Source organism: Streptomyces flavidovirens DSM 40150 (genome assembly GCF_000429085.1).
GTDB lineage: Bacteria > Actinomycetota > Actinomycetes > Streptomycetales > Streptomycetaceae > Streptomyces > Streptomyces flavidovirens.
Genome location: NZ_AUBE01000006.1, coordinates 94,625 through 112,839, shown reverse-complemented (window position 1 = coordinate 112,839; position 18,215 = coordinate 94,625). Strand labels below are relative to the sequence as shown.

Sequence of the window (18,215 nt, the reverse complement as noted above, 5' to 3'; positions counted from 1 at the left end):
GACCAAGGACTCTGGCCACGGGGGCGGCGCGCCCGCCACACTGCACACTGGCAGGACCACAAGCCCAGCACACACAGGACGTACCGGACGACGGAGGAGAACGACGTGGGGACCGTAACGCTCGGCGTTTCGATCGCGGTCCCGGAGCCGTACGGCAGCCTGCTCCAGGAGCGGCGCGTGAGCTTCGGGGACCCGGCCGCGCACGGCATCCCCACGCATGTCACCCTCCTGCCGCCCACCGAGGTCGACGCGGCGCTGCTGCCGGCCGTCGAGACGCACCTCGCGCAGGTCGCCTCGTCCGGGCGCTCCTTCCCGATGCGCCTGTCGGGTACGGGCACGTTCCGCCCGCTCTCCCCGGTCGTCTTCGTGCAGGTCGTCGAGGGCGCGGCGGCCTGCGCGTGGCTCCAGAAGCGGGTCAGGGACACCTCGGGCCCGCTCGTGCGCGAGCTGCAGTTCCCGTACCACCCGCATGTCACGGTCGCTCACGGCATCTCCGAAGAGGGCATGGACCGGGCGTACGCAGAGCTTTCCGAGTACGAGGCGGAGTGGGCCTGCGCCGGCTTCGCGCTGTACGAGCAGGGGGCGGACGGGGTGTGGCGCAAGCTGCGCGAGTACGCGTTCGGGGGCGGGGCGGCGGGCGTCGTGCCGGCCCAGAACACGCCCGTGGACCAGTCCGCCGCCCGGTCGCTCCGCTCCTGACCCAGGGTGGCCCCTGCGGGGCTTTCCCCTGCCCGCCCCCCCGTCACACGGGCAACCGCCGAAACAGCGGTCGCGGCACGTGCCGCACGCCGACATGACGAACCGCACCGTCCCCGGCACCCACACCTGCCCGCGCTTCTGGGGGACCGGGACGCTGGTTTTCGTCCCGGCGGGTAGAGGCACGTCATGGACTGGCTGAAGAATCTGCCCGTCGTCGGCCCGTTCGTGACGCGGCTGACGGTCACTCACGCCTGGCGTACGTACGAAACGCTCGATCGCGTCCACTGGACCCGGCTGGCTGCCGCGATCACCTTCATCAGCTTTCTCTCGCTCTTCCCGCTGATCACCGTCGGCGCCGCGATCGGCGCGGCCCTGCTCTCCGACGACCAGCTGCACCGGATGGAGAGCAAGCTCGCCGAGCAGGTGCCCGGCATCTCCGCGCAGCTCGACCTCGCGTCCCTCGTGGAGAACGCGGGCACGGTCGGCATCGTCGCCGGCGCCGTGCTGCTCTTCACCGGCATCGGGTGGGTCGGCTCGATGCGGGAGTGCCTGCGGGCCGTCTGGGAGCTGGACGACACCGACGAGGGCAACATCTTCCTCCGCAAACTCAAGGACGGCGGGGTGCTGGCCGGCCTCGGCGTCATCGGGCTTTCGTCCTGGGCCGCCTCCTCGATCGGCTCGACGGCCGTCGACTGGACCGCCGAGCAGACCGGCGTGTCCCAAAGCGGCGCGGGCGGCGTGCTGTTGCGGATCGCCGCGCTCGCCCTCGCGGTCGGCGCGGACTTCCTGATCCTGCTGTACGTCCTGACGCTGCTGCCGGGGGTGCAGCCGGTCAGACACCGGCTGATCACTGCGTCGCTCATCGGCGCGATCGGTTTCGAGCTGCTCAAGCTGCTGCTGGGCAGCTATATGAAGGGCATCGCGGCGAAGAGCATGTACGGGGCGTTCGGCGTCCCCGTCGCGCTGCTGCTGTGGATCAACCTCACGGCGAAGCTGCTGCTGTGCTGCGCGGCCTGGACGGCGACGCGGCACGACAGCGAGCGTGCGGCGGGCGAAGACCGGGATGCCGATGGCGATCGGCCCGACGCGGAGCAGCCCGAGAGGGCCGAGAAGCCCGAGGCGGCCCCGGCCGACGGCCCGCCTCCCAGCACCCCGCCTGCCCCTGGACCCCCGCCCGGCAGTCCGCCCGGCACCCCGCCTCCTAGCGGCGCGGGCGGCGACGCGACAGGGCGGGCAGCGGCCAGCGCCGGTTGACCAGGAGCGCGGCGGCGGCCAGTACCACCAGCGCACCGCCCGTGATCGCGACGGCGGTGCCGACGCCGCTGCTGCCGTCGCCGGTCGACGCGAGCTGCGTCTGCCCGTCCCCGGCGGCGGTGTCACCGGTGCCCACGCCGCCGCCCTTCGCACCCTTGCCCTTGGCGACCCCCGTGCCCGGGTCCGTCGTGGCGGACCTCGGCGGCACGAGTTCGCCGACGGGGGTGACCTTCCCCGACGCCTCGAAACCCCAGTCGAGCAGGCGGGCGGCCTCCTTGTAGACGGCGTTGCCCTCACGCGCCGACGGATTCATGACGGTGACCAGCAGCACCTTGTCACCACGCTGCGCGACACCCGTGAACGTCGCTCCCGCATGGGTGGTGTTGCCGTTCTTGACGCCCGCCAGGCCCTTGTACGGCTCGACGCCCCAGGCGCCCGTCAGCAGGCGGTTGGTGTTCTGGATCTGGAAGCTCTCCCGCTTCTTCCCCTTCTTCTTCTCGCCGGGGAAGGTGGCGGTCGCCGTCGAGCAGTACTCGCGGAAGTCCTTCTTCTGCATCCCGCTGCGGGCGATGAGCGTCAGGTCGTACGCGCTGCTGACCTGCCCCTTCGCGTCGTAACCGTCGGGCGAGACGACAGTGGTGTCGAGCGCCTGGAGCTCGTCGGCGTGCTTCTGCATGTCCACGACGGTCTTGTCCCACCCGCCGTTCATCTCCGCCAGGACGTGCACGGCGTCGTTGCCGGACCTCAGGAACACCCCGAGCCACATGTCGTGGACCGAGTACGTGTGGTCCTCCTTGAGGCCGACGAGGCTGCTGCCCTCACCGATGCCCGCCAGGTCGGTGTCCTTCACCTTGTAGACCTGCGACTTGGACAGTCGCGGCAGGACGGTGTCCGCGAACAGCATCTTCATGGTGGACGCGGGCGGCAGCCGCCAGTGGGCGTTGTGCGACGCGAGTACGTCGCCGGATTCGGCATCGGCGACGATCCACGACCGGCCGCTCAGCTCCTTCGGAAGCACGGGTGCGCGCGGGCCGAGCTCCACCTGCGTACCGGGCCGCCCGAGTGGTGCGCCGCCGACCGTCGACATCACGGCCGGGGGTTTCGGCTGCTGGGCACCTGGCTCGTCGTCTGCCGTTGCCGCGTGTGCGGGCAGTGCGGTGAGTGCGGGCAGCAACGCGGCGGAGAGGACCGTCAGTGCGGTCTTTTTAACGGCAGACACGGACGTGAACGTACAGGGCGTGGATATGGATGTGGACATGGCGGGGGTGAACCGCCGTGAGCTGCGCCGGGTCGGCTCAGCACCGGTGTCCGTACGTGCGCCCGTACGTGTGTCCGTACGTGCGCCCGCAGGTGCGTCCGGGCCTGCCGTCCCACCCCGGCGGCGGGAGGCGGGGGCCGCTGGCGATACTGGGCGTATGAAGCTCAGCCGCTCCGTCTCCTGGTTCCTGCTCGCCTTCGGGGTGTGGAGCTGGTTCATCTGGGTCACTTTCGTCCGGAACCTGTGGAAGGACGGCAGCGGCCTCGCCTTCGACGACGCGGGTGACCCGACCACGTACTTCTGGGTACATCTGCTGCTCGCCGTCACGTCCTTTCTTCTGGGGACGGCGGTGGGGGTGATCGGGTTCCGTGGTGTGAGGGCCCTGCGACGTGAGCGGAGACAGGGATAACTGTGGTCGTTGTCTTCGTTTTCATCGCGCTCTCGGTCGTCACCCTGCTGGCCGGGGCGCACTGGTACGTCTGGCGTCGGCTGGTCCGCGACACGACCGCGGGAGGCAGTGTCCTCCGGCGGGCGGGGACGGTGGCGGCGGTGCTGCTGCCGTTGCTGGCGGTCGGGGCGCTGGTGTCGCCGCGGGCCGGCGCGCCGTTCTGGGCGCAGCAGGTGCTGGCGTGGCCGGGGTACATGTGGCTGGCCGTGCTGATGTACCTGGTGATGGCGCTGGTCGTCGGCGAGGCGGTACGGCCGGTGCTGCGGCGGTGGTTGGGGCGGCGGGATGCCGAGGAGGCCACCGGGGTTACACCCCTCGCCTCCGCGCTTCCCCCGGCCCCGGCCGGCGGTTCCGCCGCGTCCGGGCCGCGAACTCCCCGTACGCGCGGCGGCGCCGAGACGTCGACGACGCCTACGCCTGCGGCCGGCGGCACGGACACGGTGACGGAAGCCGACGCGCCCGCACCTCCCGCGCCCGCGTCCGTGCCGCCGAGCGCCGGCAGCCAACCCAGCGGCTCCACCGCCTCCGGGGACCTCTCGCGGCGCTTGTTCGTGTCGCGGGTGGTGGGGGCGGGCGCCGCCGTGGCCGCGCTGGGCACGGTCGGTTACGGGACGTACGGCGTGCTGCGCGGGCCACGGGTGAAGCGGGTCAGCGTGCCGCTGGCCAAGCTTCCGCGTGGGGCGCACGGCTTCCGTGTCGCCGTCGTCAGCGACGTACACCTCGGTCCGATCCTCGGGCGCGCCCACACCCAGCGGATCGTCGACACGATCAACTCCGTCCAGCCCGACCTGGTGGCCGTCGTCGGCGACCTCGTCGACGGGAGCGTGGCCGATCTGGGTCACGCGGCCGAGCCGCTGGCGCAGATCAGGGCCCGGCACGGGGCCTTCTTCGTGACGGGCAACCACGAGTACTTCTCCGGCGCCGAGCAGTGGGTCGACCACGTGCGCGAACTCGGCCTGCGCCCGCTGGAGAACGACCGCGTCGAGATCGCGGGCTTCGACCTCGCCGGGGTCAACGACCTCGCGGGGGAGAGCGAGGGGCAGGGCCCCGACTTCGTACGGGCGCTGGGGGACCGGGACCGTACCCGCGCGGCGGTCCTGCTCGCGCATCAGCCCGTGGTCATCCACGACGCGGTACGCCACGGAGTGGACCTTCAGCTGTCCGGGCACACGCACGGCGGGCAGCTCTGGCCGGGCAATTTCCTCGCCGCCCAGGCGAATCCGACGGTCGCCGGCCTTGAGCGGTACGGCGACACACAGCTGTACGTCTCGCGGGGGGCGGGCGCGTGGGGTCCGCCGGTCCGGGTGGGCGCGGAGTCCGACATCACGGTGGTCGAACTGGCCTCGCGCCAGACGTAACCGCCCGCGCCCCCGACCGGGCCGCCGCCCCGGCCCCCGGCCCTGGCGGCGACCGGCCCGCCTGGCGACCGGTTGCACCCGGCCGGTCCACCTCCCGGCCGGTCCACCTCCCGGCCGGTCCACCTCCCGGCCGGTCCACCTCCCGGCCGGCCGGCCTCGCGGCCGGTCCGCCTCCCGGCCTGTCCGACCACGGCCGGTCCACCCGCGGTCGGTCGGCCTCCCAGTCGGTCCGCCTCACGGTCGGCCCACCTGGCGGTCGGTCGGCCTCCCAGTCGGTCCGCCTCACGGTCGGCCCACCTGGCGGTCGGTCAGCCTCACGGTCGGTCCACTGGCGGTCGGTCCGCCTCGCGGTCGGTCCGCCTCCCGGCCAGCCGGCCAGCCCGCCTCCCGGCCGGTCCGCTCGCCGTCAGTCCGTCTTGCGGGCGGCCGCCGCCTGGGCCATCCCCGGCAGGAAGTCCGTGAACAGCTCGTGCACTTCGCGTACGAGCGGACGCAGCACCCGGAAGCGGGCGAGCGCGACGCCGCGCGTAGTGAGGCGGGCGCCGCGTTCGGCGAGGCGGCGGCTGCGCTCGCGGTCCTCGGAGCGGTCGAAGACCCAGTACAGGACGAGTCCCATCTGGGAGAGCCACATCAACTCGGGGAGGATGTCCCGCAGTTCCTCCGCGACCTTGGCCTTGGAGCCCGCCAGAACCTCCCGGTGCACGGCGATGGCCGCCTCGCGGGCGTGTTCCGACTCGGGGGAGAAGGGGCTCAGCGGGCTCTCGGGGTCGGCGGCGTTCTTGAAGAACTGGGCCGCGAACTCGTGGTACGGCGCGGCGATGTCGAGCCACGCCTTCAGCACGCCCGCCAGGCGCGCTTCCAGGTCCGTCTCCTTGTCCAGTACGGGACGGACCGCCGCCTGGTGTTCGGCGGCGATCCGGTCGTAGAAGCCCTGGACGAGGTGTTCCTTGGAGCCGAAGTAGTAGTACGCGTTCCCTACGGAGACCCCTGCCTCCTTGGCGATGGCCCGCATGGTCGTCTTGTCGTAACCGCGGTCCTGGAAGAGCTGGAGGGCGGTTTCGAGGATGAGCGTGCGGGTCTGCTCGCTCTTCGGGGCCTTGTCTTCTTTCACGGTGTCCGAGCCTAACCGGGTACGGAGCACCGGTCGTCGCAGGGCGGCGCGACGCCTGCCCCCGCCCCCGTCGCCTCGCGGTACTTGGCCGCCGCGAGCATCGTGACCCGTACGAACGGGGAGCCCGCCGGGGTGGTGAGCCAGTGGGCCTTGGGCCGGTGGTCGGCCAGGGCCCAGAGGCAGACCACCCAGGCCGCGGGCCCGGCGTAGATCTGGCCCTTGTCACCGATGACGGTGATCTCCCGCATGGTGCGGGCGTGGTCGAGGCGCGGGTACCTGCGCCTCGCCTCCTCCGAGCCGGCCGCAACCAGGTCCAGCGGTACGAGCTGCCGCTGGCGCAGCAGCCAGCTCCGCAGGTGGACGCAGAGGGCGCACTGTGCGTCGTACAGGACGGTCAGCCCGGTGACCGGGATGCGGGTCACCGTGCTCACGCCCCGGCGGGAGCGGTGGTCCAGCCCTGCGGCGGGACCGGCGGGACCTGCTCGCGCTCCATGATCGACCGCCGCCGGATCTTGTTGAGGACCCACACGTTGCCGAGGTGCATGACGCCGAGGACGAGGAGGACGACACCGAGCTTCACCGAGAGTGCCTCGAAGAGCCCGCGGGCGTCCTCGACGGCGTCGGCGGCCTTGAGGTAGAGGGCGACGAAGCCGAGGTTGACGAGGTAGAAGCCGACCACCAGGAGGTGGTTGACCGCGTCGGCGAGCTTCTCGTCCCCGTGCAGGACGCTCGCGATGAAGATGCGCCCGTTGCGGCTCAGCGTCCGGGCGACCCAGATGGTGAGCGCGACGCTGATCAGCAGGTAGACGACGTAGGCGACGACAGTGAGGTCCATACCCCACCCCTTCTTGAACGTGTTCAAAAGGTTGGCAGGAATGAATCTAGGCCCTTTTTTGAACATGTTCAAGTGCCTCAGTGCGTACGGCGGATCCGGGGCGCCCCCGTCACCGACATCACCAGCGAGTACAGCGTCGTCGTCGCCGTGATGAACGCGCGGTTGTTCTTCGGGCCGCCGAAGGAGATGTTCGAGACGGCCTCGGGGACGAGGGGGCGGCCGATGAGTGTGCCGTCCGGGTCGTAGCAGTGGACGCCGTCGTCCATCGCCGCCACCCACAGCCGCCCCTCGTCGTCGAAGCGGATGTTGTCGAACCGCGCTCCGTTCCTCGCCTCGGCGAACACCTTGCCGTCGCAGAGCGTGCCGTCCTCCCGTACGTCGAAGACGCGGATACAGCCACCCCGCGTGTCGGAGACGTACAACTGCCGCTCGTCGGGGGAGAAGACGAGCCCGTTCGGCGCCTCGGTGCTGTCGGCGACGCGACGCACCTCGCCGGTTGCCGGGTCCACCCGGTAGACGTCGCAGGAGCCGATCTCGCTCTCCGCGCGGAAGCCCTCGTAGTCGCTGGTGATCCCGAAGTCCGGGTCGGAGAACCAGATCGAGCCGTCGGAGTGCACGGTGGCGTCGTTGGGGCTGTTGAGCCGCTTGCCCTCGAAGCGGTCGGCGATGACGGTGATGCGGCCGTCGTGCTCGGTGCGGCTGACGCGGCGGTTGCCCTGCTCGCAGCTGATCAGCCGGCCCTCGCGGTCGAGGGTGTTGCCGTTGGTGTGCCCGGCGGGGGAGCGGAAGACGCTGACGGCGCCGGTCGTCTCGTCCCACCGCAGCAGGCGGTCGTTGGGGATGTCGCTCCAGATGGTCTGCCGCCAGGCGGGCAGATAGAGCGGCCCCTCGGCCCAGCGGCAGTCGTCGTACAGCGTCTCCAGGCGGTCGTCCCCGTTGGCACACCGTCCGGTGCGGAAGCGTTCGTCCAGGATCTCGTAAATCGAAGTACGGCCAGTGGAGGACACGGTCAAGCCCTTTTGTTGCATCACTGAACATCATCCGGCCATGAATGACTATCGCAGGATGGGATACGGTGGCAAGCGTGGACCTGATAGACCGTGAACTCGTCGCCCTCCTCCAGCAGGACGCCACCCAGTCGTACGCGGCCCTGGGCAAGGCCGTCGGCCTCTCGGCGGGCGCCGCCCATGAGCGCGTACGCAAACTCCGCGAGCGCGGCGTGATCCGCCGTACGACGGTGGACGTCGACCCGGCGGCGCTCGGGCGCGGCGTACTGGCCTTCGTCCACGTCGAATCGTCGGCGTGGATGGGTGATTCGGCCGCCGCCTTCGCCGCGATCCCGGAGATCCAGGAGGCCCACCTCATCGCGGGCAGCGCGTCCGTACTCGTCAAGGTACGGACATCGACGACCGGTCAACTCCAGGACGTGCTACGGCGGTTGTACGAGATCGAGGGCGTCAGCGGCACCAGTGCGACGGTGTCGCTGGAGACGTTCTTCGAGCGGCCCGTGATGCCGTACGAGCCCGTGATGCCGCACGAGCCCAACGCGCCTCAGGCGCTGAGCGAGCGGGCGTAGTTGATCTGCCCCATGACCATGTGCAGGGTCTGCGGGCCGAGGGCCGGGACCACCGTGGAGTGGTGGCGGCCGCCGCTGGTTACGGTGACCTGGACGTAACCGGTCGTCACCTTCTCCTTCATCAGGAGGAAGAGCAGCCCGAGCAGGCAGAAGATGAAGAAGACGACGGCCAGCACGACCGCGGCCGTCGGCATCCGCTCCTCGGTGCGCGACATGTCGGTGACCGTCCACACCGCGCCCTTGAGCGGCATCGTGCCGGACGGGGTGACGATGGAGTCGGGCATGACGGTGATGTCACCGACCGACATGAGCGGCGCGCCCGCGAAACCCGCCGGCGGGCCGGTGTACGGCATCGGCGCCCCCGGCAGCGTCGGCTGCTGCGGGTAGCCGTAGCCGGGGACAGGGCCCCACTGGTAGGCACCGTTCGCGTCGCCGTCCGTCGCGTACGGATTCGGATCACTCATGTTTCCGGCTCCCCTCAGCCTGCTGCCCCGTTCCCCCCGATCCTGACACACGACGGCCCCCGCCACCCGGAAGAACCGGGCGGCGGGGGCCGTCGTACGCGTACAGGTCAGAAGCGGCGCGTGATCAGTGCGCGCTTCACTTCCTGGATGGCCTTGGTGACCTCGATACCGCGCGGGCAGGCGTCCGTGCAGTTGAACGTCGTACGGCAACGCCACACGCCGTCCTTGTCGTTCAGGATCTCCAGCCGCTGCTCGCCGCCCTCGTCACGCGAGTCGAAGATGAAGCGGTGCGCGTTGACGATCGCCGCCGGGCCGAAGTACTGGCCGTCGTTCCAGAACACCGGGCACGAGGACGTGCACGCGGCGCACAGGATGCACTTGGTGGTGTCGTCGAATCGCTCGCGGTCCTCGGCGGACTGCAGACGCTCACGCGTCGGCTCGTTGCCCTTCGTGATGAGGAAGGGCATGACATCGCGGTACGCCTGGAAGAACGGGTCCATGTCGACCACGAGGTCCTTGAGGACCGTGAGGCCCTTTATGGCCTCGATCGTGATCGGCTTCTCCGGGTTGATGTCCTTGATCAGCGTCTTGCAGGCGAGCCTGTTCTTGCCGTTGATCCGCATCGCGTCGGAGCCGCAGATGCCGTGCGCGCACGAGCGGCGGAACGTCAGCGTGCCGTCGGTCTCCCACTTGATCTTGTGGAGACCGTCGAGCACACGCTCCTTCGGGTCGATCTCGATCGGGAAGTCCTGCCACTCGGCCTCGGCGGAGATCTCCGGGTTGAAGCGGCGGATCCGGAACGTGACCGTGATGTACGGCGAGGGGACGGCCGCGGGCTTCGCGTCGTCGACCTTGTCCATGGTCGGGGTAGCCATCAGTACTTACGCTCCATCGGCTGGTAGCGGGTCTGGACGACCGGCTTGTAGTCGAGACGGATCGACTGCGTGCCGTCGTCGCCGACCTCGCGGTACGCCATGGTGTGGCGCATGAAGTTGACGTCGTCGCGGTTCGGGAAGTCCTCGCGGTAGTGACCGCCGCGGGACTCCTTGCGCGCCAGGGCGGACACGGCCATGACCTCGGCCAGGTCGAGCAGGTTGCCCAGCTCGATGGCCTCCAGCAGGTCGGTGTTGAACCGCTTGCCCTTGTCCTGGATCGAGACGTTGAGGTAACGCTCGCGCAGCTCGCCGATCTTCTCGACCGCCGTCTTGATCGTCTGCTCGGTACGGAACACCATCACGTTGGCGTCCATCGTCTCCTGGAGCTCCCGGCGGATGTCGTGGACCCGCTCGCTGCCGGTGTTGCTGCGCAGACGCTCGACCTGCGAGACGACGAGCGACGCCGGGTCCTCGGGGAGCTCGACGTAGTCGTTCGCCGCCGAGTACTCGGCGGCGGCGATGCCGGCGCGCTTGCCGAAGACGTTGATGTCGAGCAGCGAGTTGGTGCCCAGACGGTTCGCACCGTGCACCGAGACGCAGGCGACCTCACCGGCGGCGTACAGACCAGGAACGACCGTGGTGTTGTCCGCGAGGACCTCACCCCTGACGTTCGTGGGGATGCCGCCCATGGCGTAGTGCGCGGTCGGCTGGATCGGGATCGGGTCCGTGTACGGCTCGATGCCCAGGTACGTACGCGCGAACTCGGTGATGTCCGGGAGCTTGGCGTCGAGCTGCTCCGGCGGCAGGTGCGTGAGGTCGAGGAAGACGTGGTCGCCCTCGGGGCCGCAGCCGCGCCCCTCGCGGATCTCGGTGTAGATGGAGCGCGAGACGACGTCACGGGACGCGAGGTCCTTCATGACCGGCGCGTACTTCTCCATGAAGCGCTCGCCGTCCTTGTTGCGGAGGATGCCGCCCTCACCGCGGGCGCCCTCCGTCAGCAGGATGCCCATGCGCCAGATGCCCGTCGGGTGGAACTGGAAGAACTCCATGTCCTCCAGCGGCAGCCCGCGGCGGTACGCCGCTGCCTGGCCGTCACCGGTCAGGGTGTGCGCGTTCGACGTCACCTTGAAGAACTTGCCGGTGCCGCCGGAGGCGAAGATGACCGCCTTCGCCTGGAAGACGTGGATCTCGCCGGTCGCCAGCTCGTAGGCGACGACGCCCGCGGACTTGCGGACCCCGTCGACCTCCTGCATCAGCAGGTCCAGGACGTAGAACTCGTTGAAGAACTCCACACCCTCCTTGACGCAGTTCTGGTACAGCGTCTGGAGGATCATGTGGCCGGTGCGGTCCGACGCGTAGCAGGACCGGCGGACCGGGGCCTCACCGTGGTTGCGGGAGTGACCGCCGAAGCGGCGCTGGTCGATGGTGCCGTCCGGGGTGCGGTTGAACGGCAGGCCCATCTTCTCCAGGTCGAGAACGGAGTCGATGGCCTCCTTCGCCAGGATCTCGGCGGCGTCCTGGTCGACCAGGTAGTCGCCGCCCTTGATCGTGTCGAAGGTGTGCCACTCCCAGTTGTCCTCCTCCACGTTCGCCAGCGCGGCGGCCATGCCGCCCTGCGCTGCGCCCGTGTGGGACCGGGTGGGGTAGAGCTTCGTCAGCACGGCGGTGCGGCTGCGCTTCGTCGACTCGATGGCCGCGCGCATGCCCGCGCCACCGGCGCCGACGATGACGGTGTCGTACTTGTGAATCTTCATGGTGGTTGCCTCAGCCCCGGGCCTAGCGGATGTTCGGGTCGAAGGTGAAGATCACCAGCGTGCCCAGAAGGACGGTGAACACCGTGGCGGTGTACAGCAGGTTCTTCAGCCAGAAGCGGGTGTTCGGCCGCTCCGCGTAGTCGTTGATGACGGTACGCAGGCCGTTGGCGCCGTGCAGCATCGCCAGCCACAGCATGAGCAGGTCCCAGGTCTGCCAGAACGGCGAGGCCCAGCGGCCCGCCACGAAGGCGAAGCCGATCTTGGACACGCCGCCGTCCAGCACGAGCTGGATCAGCAGGTGGCCGAGGACCAGGACGACCAGCACGATGCCGGACAGCCGCATGAACAGCCAGCCGTACAGCTCGAAATTGGTGCGGGTCGACTTGGGCGTCTTCTTGGTACGAGCGCGGGGGGCCTCGATGACGGGAGCCGGGTGGTCCACGTCGTAAAGGCTCTCGCCCTCGACGGGGCCGACGGTCGAAGTAGTGGTCTCAGACATCTCTGCGTCAGCTCCCGAAGACTTCGCGTACGGCGTGGCCGAGCACGGGGTAGAGGGCGCCTGCCATCAGCACGATCCAGATGCCCATCACAGTCCAGAGCATCTGCTTCTGGTAGCGCGTGCCCTTGGACCAGAAGTCCACGGCGATGACCCGCAGGCCGTTCAGCGCGTGGAAGAGGATGGCGGCGACAAGGCCGTACTCGAGCAGCGCCACGAGCGGGGTCTTGTAGGTGGCCACGACATCGTCATACGCCTCGGGAGAGACGCGGACGAGAGCGGTGTCGAGGACGTGTACGAACAGGAAGAAGAAAATGAGGACGCCGGTGACTCGATGAGCCACCCAGGACCACATACCTTCCCGGCCGCGATACAGCGTTCCAGCCGGCACGGAAAAACCCTCCGGGAGCGGGGATTGGGGCCATGCCGGCTTCTGTGTCGGTCTGGCCCGGCCGGGTACGGTCCACCGGCCCCGGCCATCGTAGCGACGAGTTGTCGGTTCGTTCGCGCGGGGTCCACTGGTGTGATCAAAGAGGCAATCAAACAGCCACGGACGGGCTATCGGGCCGGTCCGCGCGGCCGGTGTGGCCTGCAAGATCACCACTTGTCGTAAAAACAGCCGCTTTCTGCGGATCTGAAACGAGATGGGCGAGCCGTCCCCGTGCGAGCCTGCGCAGCTCGTCGGCGGCGACCGCCTGCTCCTTCTCCGCTTCGTTGCCGAGCCGTGACCGGATGCCGGCCAGTACCTGGTCGAGATGCTCCTCCGGCGGGAAGCCGTCCAGGCAGATCACGAAGGCGTGGCCGAAGCTGCTCTCGTACGCCGCGTGGGCAGCGCGCAGCGCGGTGTGCGCGACGGCGGGGGCGCCCTCGGCCGGGCCCGCGGACGATTCGCCGGTCAGCGCGTCCGCGACCTCGTCGCGGGACAGGTCGTACGCCGCCTCGTCGGCCGCGGCGAGCAGTGCGCCGAGGTCGGGGTACGGGCGGTGGCCGACGATGAGCCGCGCCCAGCGCAGGCTGCCGCAGCAGGCGAGCAGGGCGGTCTCGGCGGCGTCGGCGGGCGCGGCGTTGAAGCGGTCGAGCCCGGCGGCGGTGGCGGGTCTGCGGCTCTGGGCGGGGATGGCCGTACGTCCCGGCGATTCGCTGGACAGCGTGAGCTCCTCGGAATGGGACGGGCGAGAAGGGTGGGATGGCTGAGGGGCAACGCTAGCGATGCTTCGTGAGGGCTGTCCGACGGATGCGCGAATCTCACTCGAACGGGAGAGGTTGGACACACATACTGGACGATTGGTGGACGATTGGGGGTCTGATTGGGCATCGTTCGCCCAATGATGTCGCAATTCCGGGGGCCGCTGGCCATAGCCGCGGTCTCCCTGACCGTCCCGCTCATCGCCACCGTCACGCAGTCGGAGCCGTCCGCGCCGTCGGCGTCGTCGGCCACACCGGCAGCATCGCCGAAGCCGCCAGCACCAGCAGCACCAGCAACATCACCAGCACCGTCGAAGTCGGCGACGCCGTCGGCGAAGCCGTCCGCGAAGCCAGGACCGACCAAGGCACCCAGCGCCATCCCCGCGGTTCAGGAGTACGACGCCGCCTCCGGCCCCGGCTGGAAGCCGCAGCGCTCCACGCGTGTCGTCGTGGCGCCGGACAACAGCCGGGCGCTCGCCGACGAGGGCAAGCTCCTGGCCCGGGAACTCAAGCGCGGGTACTCGGGCGCCGGGTCCGGCCGCGCGGGTGACATCGAGCTGGCGCTGGCGCCCGGCGGCGCGCCCGAGTCGTACACCCTCACCGTGCGTGATGGACGTGTCCGCGTCACGGGCGCCGACGAGGCGGGCGTGTTCTACGGGACCCGCACCGTCAAGCAGGCCCTGGCCGCCGACGGCCGCCTGTCCGAGGGCGTCGTACGCGACAAGCCCGCCAAGCCGCAGCGCGGAGTGATGCTCGACACCGCGCGCAAGCACTTCAGCGCCGACTGGATCGAGGACACCGTCCGCGAGATGGGCGACCTCAAGCTCAACCAGCTCGGCCTGCACTTCTCCGACGACCAGGGCTTCCGTATCGCCTCGGACAGCCACCCCGAGGTCGTGTCCCAGCAGCACCTCACCAAGGCCGAGGTCCGGCGGATCGTGAAACTGGCCGAGAGCCGCCACATCACCGTGATCCCCGAGATCGACTCGCCGGGCCACCTCGGCGCGGTCATGGACGCGCACCCCGAGCTCCAGCTGCGCGACGCCCAGGGTGTTCCCGCGCGCGGCGCGGTGGACATCGCCAACCCCGACTCGGCGCGGATCGTGGACGACCTGCTGAGCGAGTACGCCGGCCTCTTCCCCGGCCAGTACATGCACCTCGGCGGCGACGAGTACCAGGCGCTGACGAAGCGGAACCCGGAGGCCTCGTATCCGGGGCTCGCCCGTGAGGCCGTCCGCAAGTACGGCCCGAACGCGAAGATCCAGGACCTGGCCACCGGCTGGCTCAACGACCGCGCCGCGACCGTTCGCCCGCACGGCAAGAGCCTCAAGGCCTGGAACGACGGCCTGCACGCCGGTGGCGTCGTCAAGGCCGACCAGGACCGTGAGGTCGAGTACTGGACCGGCAAGGAGATCGGCGCGCGGGAGCCGCAGGAGTACCTGAGCGAGGGCCGCAAGCTGGTCAACGCCAACGACGAGTACCTCTACTACGTACTCGGCGAGCCCAACACCTTCACCTACCCGACGGGCCGCCGCATCTACGAGTCCTGGACGCCGCTGGTCCTGCGCGGCACCACCCCGGTGCCCGCCCGCTACGCGGACCAGATCCTGGGCGGCCGCCTCGCCATCTGGTGCGACCTCTCGAACGCGCAGACGCAGGAGCAGGTCGCGCGCGGCATCCACCTGCCGATGCGCGCCCTGGCCCAGAAGACGTGGGACTCGGGCAAGCCGGCCCTGAACTGGGAGGGCTTCAAGGCGCTGGCCGAGCGCACGGGCTGAGCTGCGGATTCGTGATGGACGGCCCGGTCGGCGGCAGCGTATGTTCCGCATGCTGCCGCCGGCCGGCGTCCGCACATTCGTCACGCCTCTGGGGAGGGGCGTTCCGGCGCTCTTGGGGGGCTGCTCAGTCATGCTGTGCGCTAATTGCGGAACAGAGAAGGTCACCACCGGTGAAGGGCTCTGCGACGGCTGCGTGATCGCCGCCGCCACGTCCGAGCCGCCTCCACCCGCGCCGGCGGTGCCGCTGTCCACCGGGCCCGCCGCCGCACCGCGCTCGCCGGTCGGGCTCTCGTACGCCGTGACGGCGCTGCTCTGCGCCATCGTCGCGGCCGACTGCTTCGCGCTCTTCGTCTCGTTCCGTGCGCGGGGGCAGTGGGGCGGCCTGGCGTCCGAGGGTTTCTCCTACATCGCCACCGCCGAACTGGAGCGGACCGAGACCCTGCTGCTCTGGTCGTCCCTGGTGTACGCCCCGGTGCTGGTGGCGACGGCCGTCGTCTTCCTCGTCTGGTTCTTCCGGGTACGGCGCAACGCCGAGGTCTTCGCCCCGGACCTTCAGCGCCGGGGGCCCGGATGGGCGATCGGCACCTGGTTCATCCCGGTCGCCAACCTCTGGATGCCGCGCGGGGTCGCCGTCGACATCTGGGCGGCGAGCAGGCGCGACCCGTACGGGCTGGAGACCGCGATGAGGGACCGGAAGCTCGTCCTCGACCTGTGGTGGACGGCTTGGGTCGCGTCATTGCTGTTCGGCCGGTTCGCCGTCAAGAGCTACGAGAAGGCCGAGGAGCCGACCGCGATCCGCGACGCCCTCGACCGGCTGATCGTCGCCGATCTGCTCGACATCGCGGCCGCCGTGCTCGCGATCCTCTTCGTGCGCGCGCTGACGCGCATGCAGCACCTCAAGGCCACGGCCGGACCTGCCGGTTCGACCGACCTGACCACAGAGCGACCTGTCGTGGGCAGAATGTGACAGGAACTGTCGGGGGCCGTGGGGGGAGCGGGGCATGGGTTTCTGGGGTTACTTCGTGGTGGGCCGCAGCGGGCGGCCGCTCGCGGAGCTGGCCGCGCTCGCGGACGTACGGGAAGGGCTGACACTCCACGAGACGCGGGGCGACGGGTGGCAGGTGTGGGCGCGGGCCAGTGAGCCGCAGGTCGGGGACATGGGGGCGCTCGCCCGTGGCGTGTGCGGGGAGACGGGAACACCCGCGCTGTTCGCCTTCGTCATGGGCAGCGCCTGTGTGGTCGTGGAGGGCGCCACCTCCGCGACGGCGGCCGGATCCTGGTTCGGCTGCCTGGGGCGCGAGGCGATGGCGGACTGTCTGAGCGCCGACGGGCTGGTCCTGGAGGACCTCTTCCTCCCGCCGGAGGAAGCCGCGGCGAAAGCGGTGGAGTGGGCGGCCGCGACCGGCCGGACGGTGGCCGCGGCCGCCCTGCTCGACGTACTGCGCGAAGAGGCGGACCCGGTGGCCGAGGAGCTGTTCGCGCGCTTCCTGGACCGGCTGGGGCTGTGAGCGGCGATGAGCGGACTGTGACGCAATCGCGGCGCGGTACGCAGTCGGAAGGAGAAGGCCCGCACCGAGCGGGCCCTGCAGTGCCGAGGGAGGCACCGTGACCCTGGTGGAACTGATCGGCCGCGCCGATGAACGGACCCTGGCGGCGAGTGCGGTGGCCTGCCTGGACCGCTGCCTGCCCCTGCTGGAGTACGTCGAAGGCGCCGAGCGCATCGGCCTCGACACGGACGAGGCGCTCAAGCCGCTGTGGGTCGCGGTCGAGGGCGGCGACGCGTGGCTCGGCCGGCTGCGCAGGGTCGCCGCCGTGGTGGAGCGCGTCGCGGGCGCGGCCCCCGGCGAGCTGGCGGGCTTCGCCATCCGCATGGCCGCCGCGGTCCCCACCACCTATGACGGGCCCGCGCTGCGCGCATGGGCCGAGGACTGCTCGGCGGCGGTGCTGGAGGTCCATCTGCGGCTGGACGCGGTGGCGCCGGACGGCCACGAGGCGCGGGTGAAGGCGTACCGCAACGGCGAGACCGACGGCATCAGCCCGCTCACGGCCGGCGAACTGCGCCGCCAGTGCCAGCTCCTCGACATGCTCGCGGAGGACTCGGGCGGCGGCCTGAACCACGCCCTCCAGCTCTCCAACGAGGGCAAGCGCGTACTGCGGGCGGCGGCGTCGCGCCGCGCCCGCAGCAGCGGCTGATCCATCCGGGGCCCCGCGCAGAGGCCTCGCTGCGAGGCAGCGCCACGGGCGGGCCGAGGCCGTCACCACCCCGTAACTTGACCTTCTGCCGCTGCGCGCGTCTCGCACGCCGCCGAGATGGCCGCCGTACTGTCCGATCCACGCCTGCACGACTTCATCGGCGGCGCTCCGGCGTCGCCGCGTGAGCGGTACACGCGCATGGTCGCCGGGTCGCCCGATCCCGCTGTCTCCTGGTGCGACTGGGTCGTACGCCTCCGTTCCGAGGGCTGCCTGGCGGGTACGGTCCAGGCCACCGTCGGGTCAGGTGGCGGCTGAGCGCTCCCGCGCCGTAGCTGTCGCGTGATGTTTCCGGGGCTCCTGTCGCTTGGTCAGTGAGAGCGATGATCGGCCGATCCGGAGGGGCGTGGGAAACATGGCTGAGCGCGTGGGGGAGTCGGAGCTGCCCAGTGCGTCCGGCATGCGGGCGTACGCCGCCGAGTTCGTCCAGCGGCTCGCCGCCCGCGACCGGCTGCCGCTCGACTACTCCGTCGCCAGCCTCCGGCTGGTGGACCTCGTCGTGGACGGGTTGCGGCGCGGCGCGACCGAGCGGGCGCGGGTCGACGTGGTGCTGCGGGGGCTCGGGGCGTACACCGGTGAGGTCGTCGTCCGGAGAACGGGCGGTCGCTGGGTCGACTTCGGGACCGAGCAGCGGGAGCTGTTCCGGCAGCCGGTCGGGGTACGGATGCCCGACGGGCGGGTGTGGAACCCGCTGGGGAAAGTCGTCAACCGGTTCGAGGCGGGCTCGGAGGAGTCGGTGCAGCGCTTCTACCTGCTCCTGCACGGCCGGGAAGCTGTGACGTTTCCGTGCCTCCATGCGCAGAGCAATGGGGGGCCCAGTGCTCCACAGGGGGCATGGGCACGGTGACCAGTGCCGAAGTCGGCACGAAGAGGG

General features: G+C 70.4%; 21 protein-coding genes and 1 pseudogene. 11 read left to right on the top strand and 11 right to left on the bottom strand.

Going from position 1 to position 18,215, the window contains the following annotated elements; genetic code table 11:
* The first annotated feature begins 105 nt into the window (after nucleotides 1–105).
* On the top strand, nucleotides 106–699 hold the full coding sequence (locus G412_RS0111660) for a 2'-5' RNA ligase family protein (protein ID WP_028812257.1): 594 nt from the start codon (nucleotides 106–108) through the stop codon (nucleotides 697–699).
* A gap of 186 nt (nucleotides 700–885) precedes the next feature.
* Nucleotides 886–1,953 carry a YihY/virulence factor BrkB family protein gene (locus G412_RS34090; RefSeq protein WP_078606922.1) on the top strand — a complete coding sequence of 356 codons (1,068 nt, stop codon included), beginning with the start codon at nucleotides 886–888 and terminating at the stop codon, nucleotides 1,951–1,953.
* Here G412_RS34090 and G412_RS0111650 read toward each other — a convergent pair.
* Nucleotides 1,901–3,172 carry a D-alanyl-D-alanine carboxypeptidase family protein gene (locus G412_RS0111650; protein ID WP_028812256.1) on the bottom strand — a complete coding sequence of 424 codons (1,272 nt, stop codon included), beginning with the start codon at nucleotides 3,170–3,172 and terminating at the stop codon, nucleotides 1,901–1,903. The two genes, G412_RS34090 and G412_RS0111650, sit on opposite strands and share 53 nt — an antisense overlap.
* A gap of 196 nt (nucleotides 3,173–3,368) precedes the next feature.
* On the opposite strand from G412_RS0111650, the gene G412_RS0111645 reads away from it, so the two are divergent.
* Both G412_RS0111645 and G412_RS0111640 read left to right on the top strand, forming a co-directional pair.
* On the top strand, nucleotides 3,369–3,620 hold the full coding sequence (locus G412_RS0111645; RefSeq protein ID WP_028812255.1) for an SCO4848 family membrane protein: 252 nt from the start codon (nucleotides 3,369–3,371) through the stop codon (nucleotides 3,618–3,620).
* A 2-nt stretch (nucleotides 3,621–3,622) separates the two neighbouring features.
* Nucleotides 3,623–5,017 (top strand): metallophosphoesterase, encoded by a 1,395-nt coding sequence (locus G412_RS0111640; protein WP_028812254.1) that lies wholly within the window; start codon nucleotides 3,623–3,625, stop codon nucleotides 5,015–5,017.
* A 406-nt stretch (nucleotides 5,018–5,423) separates the two neighbouring features.
* Here G412_RS0111640 and G412_RS0111635 read toward each other — a convergent pair whose 3' ends face one another.
* From G412_RS0111635 to G412_RS0111620, 4 genes are all read right to left on the bottom strand, one after another.
* Entirely contained in the window at nucleotides 5,424–6,128 is a 705-nt protein-coding gene (locus G412_RS0111635) for a TetR/AcrR family transcriptional regulator (protein WP_037648528.1), read from the bottom strand.
* Nucleotides 6,129–6,139: 11 nt separating this feature from the next.
* Nucleotides 6,140–6,559, bottom strand: coding sequence for a thiol-disulfide oxidoreductase DCC family protein (locus G412_RS0111630; RefSeq protein WP_028812252.1), 420 nt, complete (start codon nucleotides 6,557–6,559; stop codon nucleotides 6,140–6,142).
* Entirely contained in the window at nucleotides 6,556–6,963 is a 408-nt protein-coding gene (locus G412_RS0111625; RefSeq protein ID WP_028812251.1) for a hypothetical protein, read from the bottom strand. Before G412_RS0111625 ends, G412_RS0111630 begins: the two co-directional genes overlap by 4 nt.
* Before the next feature lie 77 nt (nucleotides 6,964–7,040).
* Nucleotides 7,041–7,970, bottom strand: a complete 930-nt coding sequence (locus G412_RS0111620; RefSeq protein ID WP_028812250.1) for an SMP-30/gluconolactonase/LRE family protein — start codon at nucleotides 7,968–7,970, stop codon at nucleotides 7,041–7,043.
* 77 nt (nucleotides 7,971–8,047) lie between these two features.
* On the opposite strand from G412_RS0111620, the gene G412_RS0111615 reads away from it, so the two are divergent.
* Nucleotides 8,048–8,539: an Lrp/AsnC family transcriptional regulator gene (locus tag G412_RS0111615; protein ID WP_028812249.1), complete on the top strand. Its 492-nt coding sequence runs from the start codon at nucleotides 8,048–8,050 to the stop codon at nucleotides 8,537–8,539.
* Here the strand turns inward: G412_RS0111615 and G412_RS0111610 are convergent.
* The 6 genes from G412_RS0111610 to G412_RS34085 all read right to left on the bottom strand — a co-directional run bounded on the left by G412_RS0111610 (nucleotide 8,515) and on the right by G412_RS34085 (nucleotide 13,399).
* Complete coding sequence (locus G412_RS0111610; RefSeq protein WP_028812248.1) at nucleotides 8,515–9,003, bottom strand: hypothetical protein; 489 nt, start codon at nucleotides 9,001–9,003, stop codon at nucleotides 8,515–8,517. The genes G412_RS0111615 and G412_RS0111610 overlap by 25 nt on opposite strands.
* 107 nt (nucleotides 9,004–9,110) lie before the next feature.
* Complete coding sequence (locus tag G412_RS0111605) at nucleotides 9,111–9,878, bottom strand: succinate dehydrogenase iron-sulfur subunit (protein WP_028812247.1); 768 nt, start codon at nucleotides 9,876–9,878, stop codon at nucleotides 9,111–9,113.
* Entirely contained in the window at nucleotides 9,878–11,632 is a 1,755-nt protein-coding gene (sdhA, locus tag G412_RS0111600; protein WP_028812246.1) for a succinate dehydrogenase flavoprotein subunit, read from the bottom strand. Before sdhA ends, G412_RS0111605 begins: the two co-directional genes overlap by 1 nt.
* A gap of 22 nt (nucleotides 11,633–11,654) precedes the next feature.
* Nucleotides 11,655–12,131 (bottom strand): succinate dehydrogenase hydrophobic membrane anchor subunit, encoded by a 477-nt coding sequence (locus G412_RS0111595; protein WP_028812245.1) that lies wholly within the window; start codon nucleotides 12,129–12,131, stop codon nucleotides 11,655–11,657.
* Nucleotides 12,132–12,138: 7 nt separating this feature from the next.
* Nucleotides 12,139–12,519, bottom strand: coding sequence for a succinate dehydrogenase, cytochrome b556 subunit (sdhC, locus tag G412_RS0111590; protein WP_078606921.1), 381 nt, complete (start codon nucleotides 12,517–12,519; stop codon nucleotides 12,139–12,141).
* Nucleotides 12,520–12,667: 148 nt separating this feature from the next.
* Complete coding sequence (locus G412_RS34085) at nucleotides 12,668–13,399, bottom strand: 2-oxo-4-hydroxy-4-carboxy-5-ureidoimidazoline decarboxylase (RefSeq protein WP_425274466.1); 732 nt, start codon at nucleotides 13,397–13,399, stop codon at nucleotides 12,668–12,670.
* Nucleotides 13,400–13,456: 57 nt separating this feature from the next.
* Here G412_RS34085 and G412_RS0111580 point away from each other — a divergent pair, with 57 nt between their 5' ends.
* The 6 genes and pseudogenes from G412_RS0111580 to G412_RS34070 all read left to right on the top strand — a co-directional run bounded on the left by G412_RS0111580 (nucleotide 13,457) and on the right by G412_RS34070 (nucleotide 18,188).
* Nucleotides 13,457–15,091: a beta-N-acetylhexosaminidase gene (locus G412_RS0111580; RefSeq protein ID WP_078606942.1), complete on the top strand. Its 1,635-nt coding sequence runs from the start codon at nucleotides 13,457–13,459 to the stop codon at nucleotides 15,089–15,091.
* A 130-nt stretch (nucleotides 15,092–15,221) separates the two neighbouring features.
* Nucleotides 15,222–16,058, top strand: a complete 837-nt coding sequence (locus G412_RS34080; RefSeq protein WP_106964073.1) for a DUF4328 domain-containing protein — start codon at nucleotides 15,222–15,224, stop codon at nucleotides 16,056–16,058.
* Between the two features lie 34 nt (nucleotides 16,059–16,092).
* Nucleotides 16,093–16,599 carry a hypothetical protein gene (locus G412_RS0111570; protein WP_028812242.1) on the top strand — a complete coding sequence of 169 codons (507 nt, stop codon included), beginning with the start codon at nucleotides 16,093–16,095 and terminating at the stop codon, nucleotides 16,597–16,599.
* Nucleotides 16,600–16,696: 97 nt separating this feature from the next.
* The gene (locus tag G412_RS0111565) at nucleotides 16,697–17,284 is read left to right on the top strand and encodes a hypothetical protein (protein ID WP_028812241.1); all 588 of its coding nucleotides are present in this window, start codon (nucleotides 16,697–16,699) and stop codon (nucleotides 17,282–17,284) included.
* Nucleotides 17,285–17,369: 85 nt separating this feature from the next.
* Nucleotides 17,370–17,590: pseudogene (locus G412_RS34075) on the top strand (GNAT family N-acetyltransferase); the annotation flags it as partial.
* A gap of 106 nt (nucleotides 17,591–17,696) precedes the next feature.
* The gene (locus G412_RS34070; protein WP_078606920.1) at nucleotides 17,697–18,188 is read left to right on the top strand and encodes a hypothetical protein; all 492 of its coding nucleotides are present in this window, start codon (nucleotides 17,697–17,699) and stop codon (nucleotides 18,186–18,188) included.
* Nucleotides 18,189–18,215: the final 27 nt, after the last annotated feature.